The 21,197-nt window shown below is 69.4% G+C and carries 23 protein-coding genes; 16 read left to right on the top strand and 7 right to left on the bottom strand.

The window, feature by feature from the left end; all coding sequences use genetic code 11:
* The first annotated feature begins 31 nt into the window (after nucleotides 1-31).
* From ppk2 to ACT53Q_RS16145, 4 genes are all read left to right on the top strand, one after another.
* Complete coding sequence (gene ppk2, locus ACT53Q_RS16160; RefSeq protein ID WP_476187679.1) at nucleotides 32-1,084, top strand: polyphosphate kinase 2; 1,053 nt, start codon at nucleotides 32-34, stop codon at nucleotides 1,082-1,084.
* 237 nt (nucleotides 1,085-1,321) lie between these two features.
* Nucleotides 1,322-1,696 (top strand): HU family DNA-binding protein, encoded by a 375-nt coding sequence (locus ACT53Q_RS16155; RefSeq protein ID WP_476187678.1) that lies wholly within the window; start codon nucleotides 1,322-1,324, stop codon nucleotides 1,694-1,696.
* Nucleotides 1,697-1,853: 157 nt separating this feature from the next.
* Nucleotides 1,854-2,150, top strand: a complete 297-nt coding sequence (locus tag ACT53Q_RS16150) for a helix-hairpin-helix domain-containing protein (protein ID WP_476187802.1) — start codon at nucleotides 1,854-1,856, stop codon at nucleotides 2,148-2,150.
* Nucleotides 2,151-2,246: 96 nt separating this feature from the next.
* Nucleotides 2,247-2,822: a DUF1439 domain-containing protein gene (locus tag ACT53Q_RS16145; protein WP_476187677.1), complete on the top strand. Its 576-nt coding sequence runs from the start codon at nucleotides 2,247-2,249 to the stop codon at nucleotides 2,820-2,822.
* Between the two features lie 25 nt (nucleotides 2,823-2,847).
* Here ACT53Q_RS16145 and ACT53Q_RS16140 read toward each other — a convergent pair whose 3' ends face one another.
* The 3 genes from ACT53Q_RS16140 to ACT53Q_RS16130 form a co-directional block, all read right to left on the bottom strand.
* Nucleotides 2,848-5,082, bottom strand: coding sequence for a DUF5916 domain-containing protein (locus tag ACT53Q_RS16140; RefSeq protein WP_476187676.1), 2,235 nt, complete (start codon nucleotides 5,080-5,082; stop codon nucleotides 2,848-2,850).
* Nucleotides 5,083-5,256: 174 nt separating this feature from the next.
* The gene (locus ACT53Q_RS16135) at nucleotides 5,257-5,742 is read right to left on the bottom strand and encodes an SET domain-containing protein (protein WP_476187675.1); all 486 of its coding nucleotides are present in this window, start codon (nucleotides 5,740-5,742) and stop codon (nucleotides 5,257-5,259) included.
* A gap of 84 nt (nucleotides 5,743-5,826) precedes the next feature.
* On the bottom strand, nucleotides 5,827-6,084 hold the full coding sequence (locus tag ACT53Q_RS16130) for a hypothetical protein (RefSeq protein WP_476187674.1): 258 nt from the start codon (nucleotides 6,082-6,084) through the stop codon (nucleotides 5,827-5,829).
* Between the two features lie 211 nt (nucleotides 6,085-6,295).
* Between ACT53Q_RS16130 and ACT53Q_RS16125 the strand changes: the two genes are divergently transcribed.
* Genes ACT53Q_RS16125 through ACT53Q_RS16085 form a run of 9 tightly spaced genes read left to right on the top strand, consistent with a single transcriptional unit; the run spans nucleotide 6,296 to nucleotide 13,129 of the window.
* Nucleotides 6,296-6,757 carry an SUF system Fe-S cluster assembly regulator gene (locus ACT53Q_RS16125; protein ID WP_476187673.1) on the top strand — a complete coding sequence of 154 codons (462 nt, stop codon included), beginning with the start codon at nucleotides 6,296-6,298 and terminating at the stop codon, nucleotides 6,755-6,757.
* Between the two features lie 8 nt (nucleotides 6,758-6,765).
* The gene (gene sufB / locus ACT53Q_RS16120) at nucleotides 6,766-8,235 is read left to right on the top strand and encodes a Fe-S cluster assembly protein SufB (protein ID WP_476187672.1); all 1,470 of its coding nucleotides are present in this window, start codon (nucleotides 6,766-6,768) and stop codon (nucleotides 8,233-8,235) included.
* A complete protein-coding gene (locus tag ACT53Q_RS16115; RefSeq protein WP_476187671.1) occupies nucleotides 8,232-8,642 on the top strand; it encodes an ACT domain-containing protein in 411 nt (136 codons plus the stop codon). Before sufB ends, ACT53Q_RS16115 begins: the two co-directional genes overlap by 4 nt.
* Nucleotides 8,639-8,884, top strand: a complete 246-nt coding sequence (locus tag ACT53Q_RS16110) for a CBU_0592 family membrane protein (protein WP_476187670.1) — start codon at nucleotides 8,639-8,641, stop codon at nucleotides 8,882-8,884. Before ACT53Q_RS16115 ends, ACT53Q_RS16110 begins: the two co-directional genes overlap by 4 nt.
* Before the next feature lie 58 nt (nucleotides 8,885-8,942).
* Complete coding sequence (gene sufC, locus ACT53Q_RS16105; RefSeq protein ID WP_476187669.1) at nucleotides 8,943-9,710, top strand: Fe-S cluster assembly ATPase SufC; 768 nt, start codon at nucleotides 8,943-8,945, stop codon at nucleotides 9,708-9,710.
* Nucleotides 9,707-11,017, top strand: a complete 1,311-nt coding sequence (sufD, locus tag ACT53Q_RS16100; RefSeq protein WP_476187668.1) for a Fe-S cluster assembly protein SufD — start codon at nucleotides 9,707-9,709, stop codon at nucleotides 11,015-11,017. Before sufC ends, sufD begins: the two co-directional genes overlap by 4 nt.
* Nucleotides 11,014-12,237 (top strand): cysteine desulfurase, encoded by a 1,224-nt coding sequence (locus tag ACT53Q_RS16095; RefSeq protein ID WP_476187667.1) that lies wholly within the window; start codon nucleotides 11,014-11,016, stop codon nucleotides 12,235-12,237. The genes sufD and ACT53Q_RS16095 overlap by 4 nt, the downstream gene beginning before the upstream one ends.
* An 11-nt stretch (nucleotides 12,238-12,248) precedes the next feature.
* Complete coding sequence (locus ACT53Q_RS16090) at nucleotides 12,249-12,809, top strand: GNAT family N-acetyltransferase (RefSeq protein WP_476187666.1); 561 nt, start codon at nucleotides 12,249-12,251, stop codon at nucleotides 12,807-12,809.
* Nucleotides 12,806-13,129 carry a Rieske (2Fe-2S) protein gene (locus ACT53Q_RS16085; protein WP_476187665.1) on the top strand — a complete coding sequence of 108 codons (324 nt, stop codon included), beginning with the start codon at nucleotides 12,806-12,808 and terminating at the stop codon, nucleotides 13,127-13,129. The genes ACT53Q_RS16090 and ACT53Q_RS16085 overlap by 4 nt, the downstream gene beginning before the upstream one ends.
* A 157-nt stretch (nucleotides 13,130-13,286) precedes the next feature.
* On the opposite strand, the gene ACT53Q_RS16080 is transcribed toward ACT53Q_RS16085, so the two are convergent.
* From ACT53Q_RS16080 to ACT53Q_RS16070, 3 genes are read right to left on the bottom strand one after another with little or no spacing between them, the layout of a single operon-like run.
* Complete coding sequence (locus ACT53Q_RS16080) at nucleotides 13,287-14,306, bottom strand: phosphotransferase family protein (RefSeq protein ID WP_476187664.1); 1,020 nt, start codon at nucleotides 14,304-14,306, stop codon at nucleotides 13,287-13,289.
* 4 nt (nucleotides 14,307-14,310) lie between these two features.
* Nucleotides 14,311-15,576, bottom strand: a complete 1,266-nt coding sequence (locus ACT53Q_RS16075; protein WP_476187663.1) for an acyl-CoA dehydrogenase family protein — start codon at nucleotides 15,574-15,576, stop codon at nucleotides 14,311-14,313.
* Nucleotides 15,573-16,256, bottom strand: coding sequence for a histidine phosphatase family protein (locus tag ACT53Q_RS16070; RefSeq protein WP_476187662.1), 684 nt, complete (start codon nucleotides 16,254-16,256; stop codon nucleotides 15,573-15,575). The genes ACT53Q_RS16075 and ACT53Q_RS16070 overlap by 4 nt, the downstream gene beginning before the upstream one ends.
* Nucleotides 16,257-16,507: 251 nt before the next feature.
* Here ACT53Q_RS16070 and ACT53Q_RS16065 point away from each other — a divergent pair, with 251 nt between their 5' ends.
* From ACT53Q_RS16065 to ACT53Q_RS16055, 3 genes are all read left to right on the top strand, one after another.
* Nucleotides 16,508-18,892, top strand: coding sequence for a TonB-dependent receptor (locus ACT53Q_RS16065; protein ID WP_476187661.1), 2,385 nt, complete (start codon nucleotides 16,508-16,510; stop codon nucleotides 18,890-18,892).
* 21 nt (nucleotides 18,893-18,913) lie between these two features.
* Complete coding sequence (locus ACT53Q_RS16060) at nucleotides 18,914-19,600, top strand: Fe2+-dependent dioxygenase (protein WP_476187660.1); 687 nt, start codon at nucleotides 18,914-18,916, stop codon at nucleotides 19,598-19,600.
* Between the two features lie 64 nt (nucleotides 19,601-19,664).
* Nucleotides 19,665-20,327 carry a PepSY-associated TM helix domain-containing protein gene (locus ACT53Q_RS16055; protein ID WP_476187659.1) on the top strand — a complete coding sequence of 221 codons (663 nt, stop codon included), beginning with the start codon at nucleotides 19,665-19,667 and terminating at the stop codon, nucleotides 20,325-20,327.
* A gap of 34 nt (nucleotides 20,328-20,361) precedes the next feature.
* Here the strand turns inward: ACT53Q_RS16055 and ACT53Q_RS16050 are convergent, their stop codons facing one another.
* Nucleotides 20,362-21,165, bottom strand: a complete 804-nt coding sequence (locus ACT53Q_RS16050; RefSeq protein ID WP_476187658.1) for an oxygen-binding di-iron domain-containing protein — start codon at nucleotides 21,163-21,165, stop codon at nucleotides 20,362-20,364.
* Nucleotides 21,166-21,197: the final 32 nt, after the last annotated feature.

Genomic DNA, 21,197 nt, shown 5'->3' with positions numbered 1-21,197 from the left:
CGGCCGCCCCATCGATCGCCAGGAGCCCTTCATGACCGCATCGCGTCCGCGCAAGAGCACGTCCACCCCGCGTTCCGCCTCCTCGCCCCGTGGCCGCGCGCTCGCGACCACGGCCGCAGTCGCCGCCGCAACGACCGAGCCGGCCCCGTCACCGGCCGCGGACCCGACACCACCGCCGGTCGGCGCCGACCTGTCCGGACCTCCACTCGACCCCGCGCCTGCGCTGGAACCCGGGCTGTCACCCGAGGCCGCCCTGCGCATGGCCGCGGTCCCGCTCAGCGACGAGGACAGCGCCAGCGCACCGCTGCCGGCCGACTATCCCTACCGCACCCGCATGCGCCGCCGCGACTACGAGGCGGAGAAGAAGAAGCTCCAGATCGAACTGCTCAAGGTGCAGAGCTGGGTGAAGGACACCGGCCAGCGCATCGTCATCCTGTTCGAGGGACGCGACGCCGCGGGCAAGGGCGGCACGATCAAGCGCTTCACCGAACACCTCAATCCGCGCGGCGCGCGCGTCGTCGCCCTGGAAAAGCCCAACGACCAGGAACGCGGCCAGTGGTATTTCCAGCGCTACATCGAGCACCTGCCGACCACCGGCGAGCTCGTGCTCTTCGACCGCAGCTGGTACAACCGCGCCGGCGTCGAACGCGTGATGGGCTTCTGCTCGCCCGCGGAATACCTGGAATTCCTGCGCGAGGCGCCAGAGGTCGAGCGCATGCTGGTGCGCAGCGGCGTGCGCCTGTACAAGTTCTGGTTCTCGGTCAGCCGCGAGGAGCAACTGCGGCGCTTCAAGTCGCGGCGCAACGATCCGCTCAAGCACTGGAAGCTGTCGCCGATCGACCTGCAGTCGCTGGACAAGTGGCCGGAATACACCGAGGCGAAGACCGCGATGTTCTTCCACACCGACACCGCGGACGCGCCCTGGGTGGTGATCAAGTCCGACGACAAGAAGCGGGCGCGTCTGGACTGCATGCGCCACTTCCTCAGCACCCTGCCCTATCCGGGGAAGGACCCGCGGGTCGCCCGGTCCGCCGACCCGCTCATCGTCGGCGCCGCCGCGAACGTGCTCGCCAACGGCCAGTGACCAGCGCGGACGTGTCCCGTCCACGCAGGGAATCGCGTTTTTCGCGGGATTTCACGCATCAACGAGGAAACCCCCCGCCGCGACCGGCCGAAACGCACCTGCCGCTCGCAAGAGCCCTGAAAACACGTGAAAAAAGCGAAAAAGGGCTTGGCGACGCCCAGCCCTTGGCCTACAGTGCGCATGCCGGTCCACCGGCCCGAAGACTGATCAACCATCCGACGAGGAAAACGAATTCTCATGGCAACCAAAAAGAAGTCCCCTGCCAAGAAGACTGCGGCCAAACCTGCCGCCGCCAAGCCGATCAAGGACGTGATGAGCAAGTCCGCGCTGGTCGCCCACATCGCCGGTGCGACCGAAGTCGCCGCGAAGGACGTCCGCGCCGTGATGGCTGCGCTCGAGGCCGCCATCCACGCCTCCATCGGCAAGAAGGGTGCCGGCCAGTTCGTGCTCCCGGGCGTGCTGAAGATCACCGCCGTCAGCGTCGCGGCCAAGCCCAAGCGCAAGGGCATCAACCCCTTCACCGGCCAGGAAACCGTCTTCGCCGCCAAGCCGGCCACGGTCAAGGTCAAGGTGCGTCCGATGAAGAAGCTCAAGGACGCCGCCACGGCCTGATCGCCGCCGTGTCCGACGCCGCGGGTTCGCCCGCGGCAACGCACGAAGGAAGGGCCGGATCTCCTGCCGGAATCCGGCTTTGCTCGTGGATGCCGGTTTCATCGGTATCCACGATGATCCTCCTTCGTCGCTTCCGCGCCTGAAGCGCATGCCGGGAATGATCGCCGTGGCCAAGGCCCGCAGCGCCGACGAGGTCCGCCGCTTCACCGACATTCCGAATGTCGGCCCGGCCACCGCGGACGACTTCGCCCGACTCGGGCTGCGTGCGCCGGCGGAACTGGCCGGTTGCGACGCCTTCGCGCTTTACCGCCGACTGTGCGACATCGACGGCGTGCGCCACGATCCCTGCGTCATCGACGTCTTCCTTGCCAGCGTGGATTTCATGCGCGGCGCGCCGGCCCGCCCCTGGTGGCACTACACCCCCGAACGCAAGGCCATGCTCGGCCGCGGCTGAGCGGAGCACGCGATCATCGCCGGGGATCGACCCGCGCGATCACCTCGCATTCACCGGGACGTGACGATGCTGCGCCGATCTGTCCGGAGACCACCCATGCCCGTTTCGCGCCGTCGCTTCCTCCTGCGCTCCGCCGTCGTCGCCCTGGCCGCCGCCCTGTCCGGTTGCGCGGCGCTCGATACCGCCCAGGCGCTGCTCGGCAACCAGGTCGCCCTCTCCGCCGCGCAGTTGCAGACCTATCTCGATCGCCAGTATCCGCGCGACTATCCGCAACTCGGCGGTCTCGCCACGCTCCGCGTGATGAACCCCCGCGTCGCGATCCCGAAAGCCGACACCCGGCTGCATCTGGATTTCGACGTCGGCATCGACGGCCTCGGCCTGGACGGGGACAGCCCCGCCGGCCACTTCGCCGTGACCAGCGGCCTGCGCTACGACACCCGGGCAAGCGCGCTGTATCTCGACGAACCGGAACTGGAATCGGCCGAGTTGCCGGTGCTGGGCAACCGCATGAATGCGACGGGACGCGAATTCATCAACAGCTGGCTGCGCGACTACGCCCGCAGCGAACCGGTGTACCGGGTCGATCCCGACCTGAAAGCACAACTGGGCGAGCGCCGCATCGCCGGCACGCTGGTGCAGGACGGCCGGATCGTGATCAAGCTCGATCGCTGAGCGCGACCACCCGCTGCAACCGCATTCAGAGTTCGAACCGGTAGGACAGCTTCACCAGCAACTGCTCGCTGTCGCGCAGATCGAAGGCGCTCGCCAGTTCCTCGCCCGCACTGTACGGGCCCTCACCCGCGCCGAACCGCGAGCCGCCGCGCACGTAGGCCACGTACAGGTACGACAGCGGCGCGAATTCGTAGCGGTAGCGCACCTGGAACCCGAGGTTGCGCAGCGCGAAATCGTCGAGCGGATCGGCGCTGCGCACGGGCCGGCCGTCGGCCGCCACCCGCCACGCCTGCCGGGCCTGCGCGTCCAGGCCCAGCGCTTCGAGCCGCACCCGCAGTTCCTGCTTGCCACCGATCAGCCAGACCGTGCCGGCGCTGAGCAGCGCCTGCCGCGAGGCGAAGGTGCCCAAGCGATCGTCGCCGCGCCACAGCAGCCAATCGGCGTTGCGCTGCAACTGCAGGCCGCCGAAGAAACTCAGGTCGTCGTTCACCGCGTACGACGGTTCCATGTACGCCGTCCAGCTGCCGCCGTGCACGCCTTCGAGCCCCTGCGAGTCGAAATTCACGTTGCCGTAGAACGCCCAGTGGCGCTTCTTCGGGAACGCGCGCTCGGCGAAGGCGTACAGCCGCGCCGGCAGGTCGACGACACCGTGGCCGCGGGTGATCAGATCGTCGTGCCCTGCGGACCAGCCGGCCACTTCGAAGAACTGGCTGCCGCCGTCGCGGCGCTCGCTCTGGCGATTGAACGCGAAGGCATCGGCGATCTTCACGCCGTCGTCGTTCTGGCGCCGCGACACCGCGTAGCGCCACAGGTGCGAGGCATACGGCGAGGTCTCGGGCAGGTCGGTGATGCGGCGCGAGAGTTCGTAGCGCGCGTAATTGAAATTGTTGCGGTCGAGGAAGCCGAAATCGTTGAGCTGCAGGTCGCCGCCGGTGTGCAGCAGGAACAGTTGCTGGCGCCAGACCGGATCGATCTGGTGGTCGATGCGCAGTTGTCCGCCGGTGTCGCGTGTGTGTTCACCAGACTGCACGACGTCGGAACCTACCAGCGTCGTGCGCACGTTCCAGGCCGGCGTCGGCGACCAGCGGTGATCGAGCGCGGCGACCGTCGCCTCGCGATCGAGGAACGGACGCTCGACCCGCGTCAGCGTCGCGCCGATGCCCTGCCCCGCGAAGTCGCGGGTGGCGCGCAGCGCGTAGAAATCGCGGCCGACCTCGCCGTGCTCGCTCGCGGCGAACACGCCGTAGCCGAAGCCGCCGGCGCTGCCGTTGATCTTGACCGCCGCGGCCACGTCGCCGGAGCCGGTGCCGTCGTCGGACGCCGCGCCGACGCGGCGCGTGTAGATCAGCTGCTGCGCATTGCCGAGCGAGCCGAACGGGATCTCGAAGTAGCTCTGGTTCTCGGTGAAGAACGGCCGCTTGTCGCCGAAGAAGGTCTCGATCGCGCTGAAGTTGACGACGATGCTGTCGCTCTCGACCTGGCCGAAATCCGGATTGAGCGTGGCGCTGAGCTGGAAGCGGCCGTTCGGCTTCCAGAACACGTCGGCGCCGGCATCGACGTCGGCGCCACCGTGCACGAGGTCCTGCAGGCCGGCGACGTACGGCGTGACCACCAGCAGCGACTGGTCGTAACGCGGCACGTCGATCTTTTCCAGCGCGCCGAGGAAACGCTGCTCGTTGAAGGTGATCGCCGGCCACGACATGCGCTGGCCGGTGTCGCCGATCACGCGGTCCAGCGACAGCCCGATCGTGCGCGTGTCGCCGGGCGTTTCGCGCATCGGCGCGATGTGCCACGGGATCAGCAACTCGGCGCTCCAGCCTTCGGCGTCCTCGGACACCGCGTGCCGCCAGGCGCCGTCCCAGTCGGCGTTGAACTGGTTTTCGTTGGCGATGGTGGTGTCGCCGATGCTGTCGGACATCGCCAGCATGAAGTTGTAGCCGGTGCGACCGTCGCCGTCGAAGTCGACGTAGACGTTCACGCGGTCGACGTTGCCGTTGTTGTCGCGCTGGAAACGCTGGCGCGTGCGCGGCACGTCGGCGGACTGATGGTTGCGGAACGCGATCGCGAGCCCGTCCGGCGTCGACAGCACCCAGGCCTCGGTGGGATACGGACTGGGCGCGCGGCTCAGCGGCTGGGTCAGGCGGAAATCATCGATGTGCTTCGCGGCGGCCCATTCGCCGTCGTCGATGCGGCCGTCGATGTCGACGGCGAAGACCGGCAGGGGCAGGCACAGGACCGCGAGCAGCAGCCAGACGCGCATCGGGGCTCTCCCGCGTTGAAGTGCGCGCATCCTGCGCGATCCGCGGGCGATCGACGACTGTCTTTGGTCATGCCGCGGCGCATCCGCCGTCACCGGCGGGTTTGCCGACCTTGGCGGGAAGGCCGTCGGGAGGCCGTGCGCCGCGCGCCGGAGAGACGCGGCGCCGGTACGGCGTCAGTCCTTGCCGCGGCCGCGCTTGGGCTGGAGCATCGTGCCGGTGCACTGCTTCGAACCGCAGCGGCAGCCCCACAGTTTCTTGAGCTTCGCGGTGTGCGGCTCGTCCAGCACGATGCCGTAGTTGTAGGTCAGTTCCTCGCCCGGCGCGATGTCGCGGATCGCCTCGATGAAGACCTTGTCCTTGTGCGTCTTGCCCTTGGCGTTCTCTTCCTGCACCGCCTCGCAGTTCGGCGCGCAGCTGTGGTTGATCCAGCGCGCGATGTTGCCGTCCTCGTTGGCGTCGATCACGTAGTCGTCGTTGAGCGTGAACAGGAAGGTGTGGCCGTTCTCCTGCTGCTCGCCGTAGAGCTCGTCGACCTCGGCATGGCTGCGCACCTTGCCCTTGTAGCGGACGATGCGGTCGCCCTTGCGGATCGCCTCGTCGGCGAACACGCCGTTGCCGTGGATGGGGGACAGGCGGGCGACGATCTTCTTCTTCGGCATGGACGCGGATCCGGGGACGACGGGCGGAGTCGTCGATTATGGCCGATCCGCCCGGCGCGGGCGCGTCAGTCGCGGCATCGGGTCTCAGAAGATCCGGTGCCACGCGCCGCTCCAGAACAGTGCCATGCCCAGCCCGAATGCGGTCCAGAACAGCGACCGCAGCCCGCGCCAGGCCTTCCAGGCGAGGAAGACCGCGCCCAGCGCGATCAGCCAACGCAGCCACGGCGTGCGGCCGGCGTCGGCGGATGCGGCCGGCGCGGCGGTCGCGCGCTCGACGAGCTGGCCGACGGCGGCGTGCAGCGCGGTTTCGATCGGGGACGGCGTGGCGGTGCGGGTGTGCATGGCGGGCTCCTGCGTCCGGGAGTGGACGCGGCCCATTCTCCGCAGCGGCGCCGACCGGACCACGCACGGGCGTCAGCGATCGCGGATGACAGCCGTCACCCGCATGTCCCGGAACGACACCGACACCGTTCAGGAAGATTTGAGCCGCCGGGGTCGAAAGCGTACAATTTCGGTCCTCTTTTCCGTCCGTCGCCGCCGTCCGGCACTTCCCATGCTTCGCGTCACCAAGCTCACCGACTACGCCACCGTGGTGCTGACCGTGCTCGCCGCCGAGACCGGGGCGGTGCTCAGTGCCGCCGGGCTGGCCGAACGCGCCGGGCTGGAGCCGCCGACCGTCGCCAAGGTGCTGAAGCCGCTGGCCCAGGCCGGTCTGGTCCGCGCCTTCCGCGGCGTGGCCGGCGGCTACCGGCTGGCACGGCCGGCCACCGAGATCACGCTGGTCGAGATCGTCGAGGCGATGGAAGGCCCGCTGGCGATGACCGAGTGCAGCGGCCACGAAGGCCAGTGCGGCATCGCCCATTCCTGCGGCGCGCGCGCCAACTGGCGCCGCATCAACGACGTGGTGGCCGACGCCCTCCGCCGGGTCAGCCTGGCCGAGATGGCCCTGCCGCCCGCGCCCGAAGGCGGCCTCGCCCCGGGCCGCGCCATTCCCCTCGCCCTCACCGCCGGCTGAGGATCGCCATGACCGCCATCGACACCCACGACACGCCGGCGCCGCAGAACGCCGAGATCCTCGAACAGCTCGGCCGCCGCTACGCCGCCGGCTTCGTCACCGACATCGAGACCGACACCCTGCCGCCGGGGCTGGACGAGGACGTGGTCCGCTTCCTCTCGGCGAAGAAGGAAGAGCCGGAGTGGATGACCGAGTGGCGGCTCGCCGCCTATCGCCACTGGCTGACGATGACGCCGCCGCACTGGGCGAAGCTGGAGATCGCGCCGATCGACTTCCAGTCGATCAGCTACTACGCCGCGCCGAAGGGTCCGAAGTACAAGTCGCTGGACGAAGTGCCGCAGGAACTGCTGGACACCTACGACAAGCTCGGCGTGCCGCTGCACGAACGCGCGAAGCTGGCCGGCGTCGCGGTGGACGCGGTGTTCGACTCGGTCAGCGTCGGAACGACCTTCCGCAAGGAACTGGCCGAGAAAGGCATCGTGTTCTGCTCGATGTCGGAAGCCATCAAGGAGCATCCCGACCTCGTCCGGCAGTATCTCGGCAGCGTGGTGCCGGTCGGCGACAACTATTTCGCCGCGCTGAACGCCGCGGTGTTCTCCGACGGCAGCTTTGTGTTCATCCCGAAGGGCGTGCGCTGCCCGATGGAACTGAGCACCTACTTCCGCATCAACGCGATGAACACCGGCCAGTTCGAGCGCACGCTGATCGTGTGCGAGGCAGGCGCCTACGTCAGTTACCTCGAAGGCTGCACCGCGCCGCAGCGCGACGAGAACCAGCTGCACGCGGCCGTGGTCGAGCTGGTCGTGCTGGACGACGCCGAGATCAAGTACTCAACGGTGCAGAACTGGTACCCCGGCGACGAAAATGGAATTGGCGGCATCTACAACTTCGTGACCAAGCGCGGCGAATGCCGCGGCGCGCGCAGCAAGATCAGCTGGACGCAGGTCGAGACCGGTTCGGCGATCACCTGGAAATACCCGTCCTGCGTGCTGCTGGGCGACGATTCGACGGGCGAGTTCCATTCCGTCGCGCTCACGCACCACCGGCAGCAGGCCGACACCGGCACCAAGATGATCCACGTCGGCAAGCGCACGAAGTCGAAGATCGTCAGCAAGGGCATCAGCGCCGGCCGCGGCCAGAACAGCTACCGCGGCCTGGTGAAGGTGGAGCGCGGCGCCGACGGCGCGCGCAACCACACCCAGTGCGACAGCCTGCTGATCGGCAAGCACTGCGGCGCGCACACGTTCCCGTACATCGAGGTGAAGAACCCCGGTGCGACCGTCGAGCACGAGGCGACCACCTCGAAGATCAGCGACGACCAGCTGTTCTACTGCCGCAGCCGCGGCATTTCCGAGGAAGACGCGGTGTCGATGATCGTCGACGGCTTCTGCCGCTCGGTCTTCCGCGAACTGCCGATGGAATTCGCGGTGGAAGCGAAGAAACTGCTGGAAGTCTCGCTGGAAGGTTCGGTGGGATGAGCGCGATCGTCGGCGAAACCGATCTGGCACGCCTGCTGGCCGGCCTCGCGCCCGCGCTGGCGCCGCAGCCGCGCGCGATCCGCACGCAGGCCCACGATGCACCGGTGCCCGCGGACGCGCTGCTGCTGTTCCGCGAGGACGAAGGCACGACGGTGATCGTCCCCGTTGTCGACAACGACGACGGCGAACGCGACGACGCGCCGCCGTGGGCGCAGATCACGTTGCGCATCCACTCCAGCCTCGACGCCGTCGGCATGATGGCCGCCATTTCGGCCGCGCTCGCCGACGCGGGCATTCCCTGCAACGTCGTCTCGGCCTACTACCACGACCACCTGTTCGTGCCGTGGACGCAGCGTGACGACGCGATGGCCGCACTGCACGCGCTCGCCGCCGGGGGGCGCGCATGACCGCCAGCGACGTGATCGGCACCCTCGGCGTGAGCATCCTGCTGGTCGGCTTCGTGCTCAACCAGCGCCGGCTGCTGTCCGAACATTCCCGCCCCTTCCTGGCCATGAACATGGTCGGCGCGGCGCTCTGCGGCTGGTCCGCATGGCTGGTGCACTTCATGCCCTTCGTGGTGCTGGAGGGCGTCTGGGTCGCGGTGGCCGGCTGGGGCCTGCTGCGCTGGCGTCCGCACACCGCACCGTGACCTTCCTTTCGATCGAATCGCCTCCACCGGCGCGACACCCACTTCCGAAGATCCCCGCATGCTGACCATCACCGACCTCCACGCCCGCGTCGCCGGCAAGGACATCCTCAAGGGCCTCACGCTCGACGTGAAGCCCGGCGAGGTCCACGCGATCATGGGTCCCAACGGCGCCGGCAAGTCCACGCTCGGCAACGTGCTGGCCGGCCGCGAGGGCTACGAAATCACCGCCGGCGGCGTGACGTTCGAGGGCAACGACCTGCTCTCGCTCGAACCCGAGGCGCGCGCCGCCGCGGGCGTGTTCCTCGCGTTCCAGTATCCGGTCGAGATCCCGGGCGTGAACAACACCTACTTCCTGCGCAGTGCGCTGAACGCGCAGCGCCGCGCGCGCGGCGAGGCCGAGCTGGATTCGATGCAGTTCCTGCGCCTGGTGCGCGAGAAGCTGGCGATCCTGCACCTGAAGGACGAACTGCTGCATCGCGGCGTCAACGAAGGCTTCAGCGGCGGCGAGAAGAAGCGCAACGAGATCTTCCAGCTCGCGGTGCTGGAGCCGAAGCTGGCGATCCTCGACGAGACCGACTCCGGCCTCGACATCGACGCGCTGAAGGCCGTCGCCGACGGCGTGAACGCACTGCGCAGCCCGGATCGTGCGTTCATCGTCATCACGCATTACCAGCGCCTGCTCGACTACATCAAGCCGGATGTGGTGCACGTGCTCGCCGACGGCCGGATCGTGCAGACCGGCGGCCCGGAACTCGCGCTGGAACTCGAAGCGCACGGCTACGCCTGGCTGAAGGATCGCGTCGCCCCGGAGCAGGCCGCCCGATGAGCGCGCTGCTCGATTCGTTCGCGGCCGCGTTCGACGGCCTCGCGCAGCCCGAGGCCGCGGCGCTGGGCCCGTCCCGGCGCGCGGCGCTCGAGGCCGCACTACACGACGGCCTGCCCGGCCCGCGCAGCGAGGCCTGGAAATACACGTCGCTGCGTGCGCTGGAGCGCCGCGCGTTCGCGCCGGCGAGCGATGCGCCGGTCGATGGCGCCCGGCTCGACGCGACGCTCGCCGCCATCCCGTTCCCGCGGCTGGTGTTCGTCGACGGCCGCCACGATGCGGCCCGCAGCGGCGTCTCGGCGATCGTCATGCCCGGCATCGCCGTCGAACCGCTCTCCGAGGTGCTGCGCACCCAGGAACCGCGCGACGCGAACTTCCTCGGCTACCGCTACGCCGGTGCGGACGAAGTCTTCGCCGCCCTCAACGCCGCGCTTGCGGAAGAAGGCGCGGTGATCCGCCTCGATCGCGAAACCGCGGGCGCCTTTCCGCTGCACCTGGTGTTCGTGTCCAGCGGGCGCGCACCGGACACGGCGGCGCACCTGCGCCATTTCGTCGACCTGCGCAACGACAGCCATCTCGTGCTGGTCGAACATCACTTGGCGCTCGGCGCGCACAAGGGGCTCTCGAACCACGTCCTGCACCTGCACCTCGGCCAGCGCAGCCGCTGCGAGCACGTGCGCGTGCAGCACGAGGACGCCAGCGCCAGCGTGTTCGCGCGCACCGACGCCGTGCTCGCGCGCGACGCGGACTACGTCCGCCTCGATCTCGAACTCGGCGCCGCGCTGTCGCGGCACGAACTCAACGTGCGCCTCGAAGGCCTCGGCGCGCGCCTCGCCGCCGACGGCGTGCTGCTGGCCGACGGCAAGCGCCATCTCGACACGCGCCTGGGCATCGAACACATCGCGCCCGACACGACTTGTGCGCTGCGCTGGCGCGGCCTCGGCGCGGATCGCGGGCGCGCGGTCTTCCACGGCGGCATCACCATCCGCGCGGGGGCCGACGGCAGCGACGCCGACCTGTCCAACCGCAACCTGTTGCTGTCGGCGAATGCCGAGATCGACACCCAGCCGGTGCTGGTCATCCACGCCGACGAAGTGAAGGCCGCGCATGGCGCGACCGTCGGCCAGCTCGATCCGACTGCGCTGTTCTACCTGCGCTCGCGCGGTATCCCCGAAGCGGAAGCGCGCGCGCTGCTCACCGCCGCGTTCTGCCGCGAGACGCTGTCTCGCATCGACGATGCCGCGCTGCGCGCGTCGATGGAAGCCACACTCGACGCCGCGCTGGCCCGCCTCGGGAGCGCTGCGGCATGACGACGACGCCCGACTGGACCGCGATCCGCACCGACTTCCCGCTGCTGCAGCGCGACGTCCACGGCAAGCCGCTGATCTACCTCGACTCGGCCAACACCGGCCAGAAGCCGGCGGCGGTGATCGACGCCGTCGACGACTTCTACCGTCGCCACAATGCGAACGTCAGCCGCGCCGTGCACGCGCTGGGCACCGAAGCCACCGAAGCCTACGAAGGCGCGCGGGCGAAGCTCGCCGGCTTCCTCAAGGTGCATCGCGACGACCTGGTGCTGTGCAGCGGCACCACGTTCGCGCTCAATCTCGTCGCGTACTCGTGGGCACTGCCACAACTGAAGGCCGGCGATGTCATCCTGCTCACGCGGATGGAGCACCACGCCAACATCGTGCCGTGGCAGCTCGTCGCCGCGCGCACCGGCGCGACGATCCGCGTCGCCGAACTCCTGCCCGACGGCTCGCTCGACCTCGACGCACTGTTCGCGGCGATGACCGGCGAGGTGAAGCTGCTCGGTCTCGCCCACGTCAGCAACGTGCTGGGCACGGTGAACCCGGTGCGCGAGATCTGCCGCGAAGCGCGCAAGCGCGGCATCGTCACCGTGGTCGACGGCTCGCAGGCGGTGCCGCACCGCGCGGTCGACGTGCCCGCGCTCGGCTGCGATTTCTACGCACTCACCGGCCACAAGATGTGCGGCCCGACCGGCACCGGCGCGCTGTGGGCGCGGCGCGAACTGCTGGCGCAGATGCCGCCGTTCCTCGGCGGCGGCGAAATGATCAGGGAAGTGCGCTTCGAGGGCTCGGTGTTCAACGATCCGCCGCACCGCTTCGAGGCCGGCACGCCGAACATCGCCGGCCACGTCGGCCTCGGCGTCGCCGTCGATTACCTCTCGGCGATCGGCATGGATGCGATCGAGGCGCGTGAGACCGAACTGCTGGCGCACGCCACCGAGGCGCTGACCGCGATCGACGGCCTGCGCATCCTCGGCACCGCGCCCGAGAAGGCGGCCGTCATCAGTTTCCTCGTCGAAGGCGCGCACGCGCACGACCTCGCGACGCTGCTCGATCTCGAAGGCGTCGCGGTGCGCAGCGGCCAGCATTGCGCGCATCCGCTACTGCAGTTCTACGGCGTGCCCGCGACCTGCCGCGCCTCGCTCGCGTTCTACAACACCCACGACGAGATCGAGCGCTTCGCCGAGGCGATCCGCAAGGTCCGTCGCCTGCTCGGCTGATTCCGACCTTCATGACACCCGTCTACCGTTTCGCCACGCACGGCGACATTCCCGTGCTGATCGCGCTGGTCACCGCGGCCTATCGCGGCGACGCCAGCCGCCAGGGCTGGACCACCGAAGCCGACCTGCTCGACGGCCAGCGCATCGACGCCGACATGCTGCGCGCCGACCTCGACGCGCCCGACAGCCTCATCCTGCTCGCGTCGGAAGCCGGCGACGACGGTCGCGCGATCGGCTGTGCGCACGTCGCGATCGTGCCTTCCGACGACGGCGTGCGCACGGCGGCGTTCGGCATGTTCTCGATTCGTCCGGACCTGCAGGGCAGCGGCCTCGGCCGCATGCTGCTGGCGGAAGCCGAACGCGTCGCGCGCGAGACGCTCGGCGCCGAGCGCATGCGCATGACCGTGATCGATTGCCGCGACGAACTCGTCGCCTACTACGCGCGCCGCGGCTACGTCCGCACCGGCGTGTTCAAGCCTTTCCCCTACGACGACCCGCGCTACGGCGTGCCGAAGCGCGCCGGCCTGCGCTTCGAAGTTCTCGAGAAGCCGCTGACGGAGACCGCCGCATGAGCGACTGGGTGTTCGTGTGCCCGACGGCGCAGTTGCTGCCGGGCGAAAAGGCCACGGTGTGGGCGGACGACACGCCAATCCTCGTCGTCAACCTCGACGGCGAGTTGTACGCGGTCGAAGACAAATGCACGCATGACGCATTCGAACTGTCGTCCGGCGACGTCGATGTCGCCGAAGGCAGCATCACCTGCGTGCTGCACGGCGCCCGCTTCGACCTGCGCGACGGCCGCGCCCTGTGCGCACCGGCCTACGACCCGGTCGCGAAATTCCCGGTGAAGATCGAACACGGCGGCGTCTGGACTCGCGACGATCGCGAGTGACATTGCGAAGGGCTGGCTCTGGATCGAAATCCTCGAACAAGCCGCAATCGCTTCTCGTGGGAGCGACGGAAGCCGCGACGAATCGAAGAAAATCTTTCCGCAGTCCGTCGCGACTTCCGTCGCTCCCACGGGAAAGCGCGGCGCAGGCCGGCAATGATCACCCCAGGGCTTCGAGCCCCAGCGTCGCCAGCAGCTCGACCATGCGACCGGCCTGCGCGGCCTGCTCGCTGGACGCGTTGCCCTGCTCGGCGCGCTTGGCCACGCCCTGCGCGATCGCGGCCAGGCGGAAGAAGCTGAAGGCCAGCACGAACGGCCAGTCGGCGGGAATCGCGCGACCGCTGCGTTCCGCGTAGCGCGCGAGCAGCGCCGCTTCGTCGGGAATGCCCAGCGCCGCGCGGTTCAGCCCGGCCAACCCCGGCAGCGCCGGATTGCGCGGCAATCGCAGCGCCATGCAGAAGTAGCCGAGGTCGGCGAGCGGATGTCCCAGCGTCGACAGCTCCCAGTCGACAATCGCGGCGACGCGCGGCGCATCGGGCGCAAAGATCAGATTGTCGATGCGGAAGTCGCCGTGGACCAGCGCGACGGTGCCGTCGTCGGCGGGACAGCGCGGCGGCAATGCGTCGATCAGGGCGTCCATCGCCGCGATCGGGCGCGTCTCGCTGGCGCGGTACTGCTCGGTCCAGCGCCGCAGCTGGCGCTCGAAATAGTTGCCCGGTTTGCCGAAGTCGGCGAGGCCGACCGAAGCGGGATCGATCGCGTGCAGCGCGGCCAGCGTGTCGACGATCGCGTCGTAATGCGCGGCGCGCGCGGCGGGCTCGAACTCCGGCAGCGACGGGTCCCAGAAGATGCGACCGTCGACGTGCGCCATCAGGTAGAACATCGAGCCGATGACCGCCGTGTCCTCGCACAGGTGCAGCGGCGTCGCGACCGGCACCGCGCCGCCGTGCAGCGCCTGCAGCACGCGGAATTCGCGATCGACCGCGTGCGCCGACGGCAGCAGCACGCCCGGCGGCTTGCGCCGCAGCACGTACGTGCCGCTGGCGGCGTCGATGCGGTAGGTCGGATTCGACTGCCCGCCCTTGAACTTGGTCGCGACCAGCGGGCCGCGGAAACCGTCGACGTGCGCTTCGAGATACATCGCCAGCGCGTCGGCCGGCAGGTCCAGCGGGTGGGTCATGGGCTCATCCCTTGAGCATGGCGCGCGCGAGCGCGGCGATGTGCACCTCGTCCGGTCCATCCGCCAGGCGCAGGGAGCGCGCGCCGGCGTAGGCCTGGGCGAGGAAATGGTCCTGCGACAACCCGCCCGCGCCGTGGATCTGCATCGCGCGATCGAGTACCGCGCAGGCCATGCGCGGCGCGACGATCTTGATCATGCCGATCAGGTCCTTCGCGCCCTTGTTGCCGTGCGCGTCGAGCGCGGCAGCGGCCTGCAGCGTGAGCAGCCGCGCCTGTTCGATCTCGCAGCGCGACAGCGCGATCGCTTCCTGCGCCATGCCGTGGCCACCGAGCGGACGACCGAACGCCTCGCGGGTACGGGCACGCGCGACCATCGCTTCCAGCGCGCGCTGGGCGAGACCGATCAGGCGCATGCAGTGGTGGATGCGACCCGGCCCGAGCCGCGCCTGCGCGATCTCGAAACCGCTGCCGGACGCGCCGAGCAGATTCGCCGCCGGCACGCGCACGTGCGTGAATTCGATCTCGACGTGGCCGTGCGGCGCGTCGTCGTAGCCGAACACGGTCAGCGGGCGCAGCACGCGCACGCCGGGCGTGTCCATCGGCACCAGCACCATCGACTGGCGACGATGCACCGGCGCGTCGGGATCGGTCACGCCCATCACGATCAGCACCTTGCAGCGCGGATCGGCCGCGCCGGTGGTCCACCACTTGCGGCCGTCGATGACGAATTCGTCGCCGTCGCGCACGATCGGCAGCGCGATGTTGGTGGCGTCGGAACTGGCGACCGCGGGCTCGGTCATCGCGAACGCGGAACGGATGCGGCCGTCGAGCAGGCCCGGCAGCCACGGCGCCTGCTGCTCGGGCGTGGCGAACTGCAGCAGCACTTCCATGTTGCCGGTGTCCGGCGCGTTGCAGTTGAAGACTTCCGGCGCGAACAGGCTGCGGCCCATGATCTCGGCGATCGGCGCGTAGTCGAGGTTGCTCAGGCCGGCGCCGTGCGAGGCGTCGCCATGCGCCGCATGCGGCGGCAGGAACAGGTTCCACAGGCCCTGCGCCTTGGCCTCGTCCTTCAGGGTTTCGATGAGCGGCGGGATCGTCCAGCGCGTCGCGGGATCGCCGACGTGCGCCTGCAGCGCGGTTTCGGCCGGCAGGATCTTCTCGTCGAGGAAGCGGCGGACCTCGGCCTGCAGGCGGCGCGAGCGATCGGAAAAGGGAAACAGCGTGGCGGGGGCGTCGGGCGTCATCGTCGGCAGCGCGGCACGGGCCTTCAATAGTACGTCCACAGCGCGCGTTCGCCGTGCAGGTGCGGCAGCGCGTTCCACGAACCCATGCGCAGCCGTCCGCCGTGCGGGTGGAATTCGGACAGCGCGCTGTTGCGCAGCGACAGGTTGAGCTCGACCGCGCGCTCGATCGGCACGTCCAGCGCGTGCTGCGCCAGCCGCGAGATCACGCCGCCGGAGGTCAGCACCAGCGCCTCGTCGTCGCCCGCCAGCGCTTCCAGGCGCTCGCCCGCGGCCTGCACGCGCTGGCCGAAGACCGCCCACGACTCGGGCACGCCGGGCAGTTCGTCGCGCGCCCACGCCAGCAGCGCCGCGCACAGCATCGCGCCGACGTCGCGCGGATCGCCGCTGCGGCTGGCGACGGCGATCGGGTCATGCGGATCACGATCGAGATACGCCTGGAACACGGCGTGATGGTCGAACTCGGCGAAGCCCGCGTCGACCACCGGTTCCGGCAGCGGCGTGCCCTGCGCAAGGAAGGCGTCGGCGATGGCGTCGGCGGTCTGCTGGTGCCGGCGCATGCCGCCGACCACGACGGTGCGGAAGCGGTGCCCGCCGCGGACCAGCCAGTCGCCCAGGCGGCGGCACTGGTCCCAGCCGCGATCGGACAGGCGGTCGTAGTCGTCGGTGCCGAAGCTCGCCTGGCCGTGGCGGACCAGCAGGAGGCTCATGGCGCGGCCTTTGCGGCCGGAGCGGGACGCGTCGCGGGAGCGGGAGCGGGACAGGACAAGGGCGGGTCTTCCGAAGGGGGCCGGGCATCGTAGATCGCCCGCGGACGGCCTCCAAGCCGTCGAACGAGCCGTCGAGCAAGTCGTCGATTCTGGAGATCGCCCCTTCCATTTGATAATGATTCTCATTACTATGCGTTCACACTCTTCCTCGCCCGCGGCCTGCGTGGGCACCTGCCGACCGATTCCTCCCCATGAACGATCGTCCCTCCCCCGCCCGACTGTCCCCGCTCGCCATCGCCCTGACCCTCGCCGCCGGCCCCGCGCTGGCCGAACCCGCCGCGGATGCCGCCGCCGGCGTCTCCGAAATCGACACCATCGAAGTGGTCGGCGCCACGGTCCGCAAGGCCGAATCCCCCAAGTACACCGAATCGCTGAACGACACCCCGCAGACCATCACCGTGGTCGACCGTGCGGTGATCGAGCAGCAGAACCTGCTCGGCCTGCGCGACGTGCTGGGCACCCTGCCCGGCATCACCTTCGGCGCCGGCGAAGGTGGCGGCGGCTACGGCGACAGCATCACCCTGCGCGGCTACACCGCCAGCAGCGACATCACCACCGACGGCGTCCGCGACAGCGCGCAGTACACCCGCAGCGACACTTTCAACCTCGAATCGATCGAGCTGGTGAACGGCGCGAACTCGACGATGTCGGGCGCGGGCTCGGTCGGCGGCAACATCAACCTGGTCAGCAAGCAGGCGCAGGAAGGCGATGCGCAGGCCTATGCGGTCGGCGTCGGCACCGATGGCTATGCGCGTGCGACCGCCGACGTCAACCACGACTTCGGCCACGGCACCGCGCTGCGCCTGAACGTGATGAACCACCGCAACGACGTGCCGGGCCGCGACGTCGAGCGCTTCCGGCGCTGGGGCATCGCGCCGTCGGTCGCGTTCGGGCTGGGCACCGACACGCGCGTGACCGTGAGCTACCTGCACCAGCACGATGACAACGTGCCGCAGTACGGCGTGCCGTTCGCACTGAACGGCTACCACGATGGCCCGCTGCCGGGCGTCGACCCGAGCACCTACTTCGGTTACCGCAACGTCTCGCGCCAGACCAGCGACGTGGACATGCTGACCGGCGTGTTCGAGCGCGATTTCGGCGATGCGGTGACGCTGCGCAGCCTCGCCCGCCTGCAGCGCGTGGACCAGGTGTCGAACGTGACCGCGCTGCAGGGCCACTGGTGCCTGGACGACGGCACCGACCCGTACACGAACCTTGCATGCACGAGCCGCCAGCCGGCCGGCACGTGGCTGCCCGACAGCGGCCCGCGCGGCTACGTGCGCGACACCCGCAACACGCTGGCGATCAGCCAGACCGACGTCACCGCGCGCTTCGCCACCGGCGCCGTGCGGCATGCGCTGGTCGCGGGCGCGGCGTTCTCGACCGAATCGTTCTCGCTGGAAAACTACGGCGTGTTCTTCAACGCCGACGGCAGCCCGGTGCCCGACAACGCGACCGGCTATCCGCCGATGGACCTGCATCGCCCCGACAACGTCTGGCGCGGTCCGCTCAACGCCTTCCGCCGCGCGAAGAGCGAAGGCGACCTCGACACCGTCGCGGCCTACGTCTTCGACACGCTGAAGTTCGGCGATCGCTGGATGCTCAACCTCGGCGCCCGCTACGACCGCAACCGCGGCGCGACGAAGACGTGGATCGTCTCCACCGACAACGCCACCCGCGGCCAGTTGCTGGGCGTCGCGCCGCTGGCACGCAATGACGAGAACCTGCTGTCGTACCGCGCGGGCCTGGTGTTCAAGCCGGTCGAGGCCGGCACGGTGTACCTGGCGTGGGCGAACAGCAAGACGCCGTCGCGTGCGTCGGTCAACGGCAGCTGCACGCTGACCAGCACCACCGGCACCGCGAACTGCGACGTCGGCGCCGAGACCGCGGTGAACATCGAACTCGGCACCAAGTGGGAACTGCCGAACCGCAACCTCGCGCTCACCGCCGCGGTATTCCGCAACGAGCGCCGCAACTACCGCGTCGCCGATCCCGGCAATCCGGACAATCCCGCGGGCGAGCAGCAGCTCGACGGCCGCGCCCGCGTCGACGGCGCGGTGCTGGGCATCGCCGGCACGCTGCTGCCGGGCTGGCAGGTGTTCGCGAACTACACGTATCTCGACAGCGCCGTGGTGCGCGGCGTGTCGTCGCACTGCCTGGAAAACCCGAGCACCGCCTGCGGCAACAGCGCGACCGACCGCGATCCCTTCGCCGGCAATCCGCTGACCAACACGCCGAAGCATTCGGGCAGCCTCTGGACCACCTACGCCACCGGCAAGTGGACGTTCGGCTACGGCGCGACCTACCAGGGCCGCTTCGTGGTGCAGAACAACACGCTGGACGGCCGCAAGCTGTACTGGACCGATGCGTACTGGGTGCAGCGCGCGATGGTGAACTACGCCGTCAACGATCGCCTCGACCTGCAGCTCAACGTCAACAACCTGTTCGACGCCGAGTACTACACGCGCATCCGCAACAACATCACCTTCACCGGCGCGACGGTGACCGGCGGCAACGGCTGGGCCACGCCCGGCGACGGCCGCTCCGCCACGCTGACGGCCACCTGGCGTTTCTGATCGGACACGGGGGACCACGCCATGCTGCTCGCCATTCCCGACGTGCTCGACGCCGCGCAGGTGGCCGAGTTCCGCACCGCGCTCGACGCCGCCGACTGGGCGGACGGACGCATCACCGCCGGCCACCAGTCCGCGATGGCCAAGGACAACGCGCAGTTGCCGGAAACCTCGCCGGTGGCGAAGGCGCTGGGCGAGCGCATCCTCGCGGCGCTGTCGCGCAACAGCACGTTCTTCGCCGCCGCGCTGCCGAAGCGGATCTATCCGCCGCTGTTCAACCGCTACGCGGACGGCCAGACCTTCGGCTGGCACGTCGACAACGCGGTGCGCTACGACCGCAGCCGCGGCGGCGTCGACCCCGTGCGCACCGACCTGTCGGCGACGCTGTTCCTCGCCGATCCGGACGAATACGACGGCGGCGAACTGGAGATCGAGGACACCTACGGCACGCAGCGGGTGAAGCTGCCCGCCGGCCACATGGTGCTGTATCCCGGCACCAGCCTGCATCGCGTGCTGCCGGTGACGCGCGGCGCGCGCGTGGCCTCGTTCTTCTGGATGCAGAGCATGGTGCGCGACGACGCGCAGCGGCGCATGCTGTTCGAACTCGACGTCTCGATCCGCCAGCTCACCGCCGAACTGCGCGACCACGATGCGCTGGTGCGACTGACCGGCATCTATCACAACCTGCTGCGACAATGGGCCGAGACCTGAGTCGTCAACCGACACGGCCTCTCGTCCGTTCCTCGTTCACCCCCTCCTGCAACCTGTCTTCGCCATGTCCGCCACCGCGACCGCTCCGAATCGTCCCGCCCCGCGCCCTCGTTCTTCGATGCATCGCTGGATCCGCCAGCTCCACCTGTGGATCGGCGCCTGGGGCGCGCTGGCGGCGGTGCTCTACGGCACCACCGGCCTGATCATGAGCCACCGCTTCGGCGACAACGCCTGGCCGCAGGGCGACAGCCACGAAATCGGGCGCACCACGCTCGCAGTGCCCGCGGAGGCGCGGACCAGCGCCGAGGAACTGTCGCTGTGGCTGCGCGACAGCCAGGGCCTGGACGCGCAGAACATCCGCAAGCCGAAGCCGGAAGGCCGGGGCGGAGAGAAAGGTGGCGAGCGTCGCGGCCCGTCGGGCTGGTCGCTCAGCGGCGGCACCGCGAGCGCCAGCTGGTCGGTCGAGTACGTGCCCGGCGCGGACACGGCGGAACTCAAGCGCACGCAGCACAGCACGCTCGCCGCGTTCACGCGCCTGCACAAGGCGGTGGCCGGCGGCGCGGGCTGGCGCCTGCTCGGCGACAGCTTCGCGATCGGCATGATCCTGCTGGGGATCTCCGGCCTGCTGCTGTGGGCGCGCAATCGCACGCCGAAGCAGATGATCCTGAGCGTGTTCGGCGCCTCGGTGGTGGCGACGCTGCTGGTGCTGGTACCGAACCTGCTGTGACGATGGCCTGATGTGACGATTGGCGCCGGCGCGGTCAGTACTGCGCCGGCGTCGCGAAGCGCGTGACCTTGGGCCGGAAGTTCATCGGCCCGACCAGGTCCACGCCGCACTGCAACCCCGACAGCCAATCTAGCAGCGAACGCTGCGCGGCGGCGCGGAACGGCATGCCGTGCTGCGGCACGATCATCTCCGGATCGAGCTCGCGCACCATGTCCACCCACAGCTTCAGCACGCGGTTGCTGGCCATGTAGCGGCGGTGGAACGCCTCCATGCACGGACGGTAGCTGTCGAAGTCCTCGACGAAACCGTACGGCGCGCCGCTGGGCACCAACCCCGAGCACACGTCGCCCGAGAACAGGATGCGGCTGACCGGATCGAAGAACGACAGGTTGCCGACCGAGTGCAGGAAGTGCGCCGGCAGCGCGATCAGTTCGGCGCTGTCGCCCAGCGGGATGCGCGCGCCTTCGTCGTCGACCAGCAGGTAGCGCTCGCGACCCGCGTTCTCCATGTAGTGCGGCACCAGGTGCGGCACGAAGCGGCCCCAGAGTTTCGAGCACACGACCGTGGCCTGGGTGTAGAGCAGCCACTTGTCGACCGAGCCGATGATGTCCGGGTCTTGGTGCGAGCACAGCACCAGGTCGATCTGGTGCGGGCGCACGTCACGCCCCAGTGCCAGCACCAGCGGGTTGTAGAGCAGCGCGCCGCCCGGGTCGATCAGGGCCGAGCGTTCGCCGTGCTTGACCAGGAACTGGTTGGCCTGGACCCCGTCATCGCCACGGACCAGGTCGTTGTAGGCAACGCACCGATGTCCGTCCGAATCGAAAAGCACGAATCCCATGTGGATCGCCCCTGCACGAAAGAAGTGCACGC

The sequence above is a fragment of the Lysobacter sp. DMC97 genome (assembly GCF_056313745.1).
Note: the sequence above shows the minus strand (reverse complement) of the source record. Positions and strands in the feature narration are given on the sequence as shown.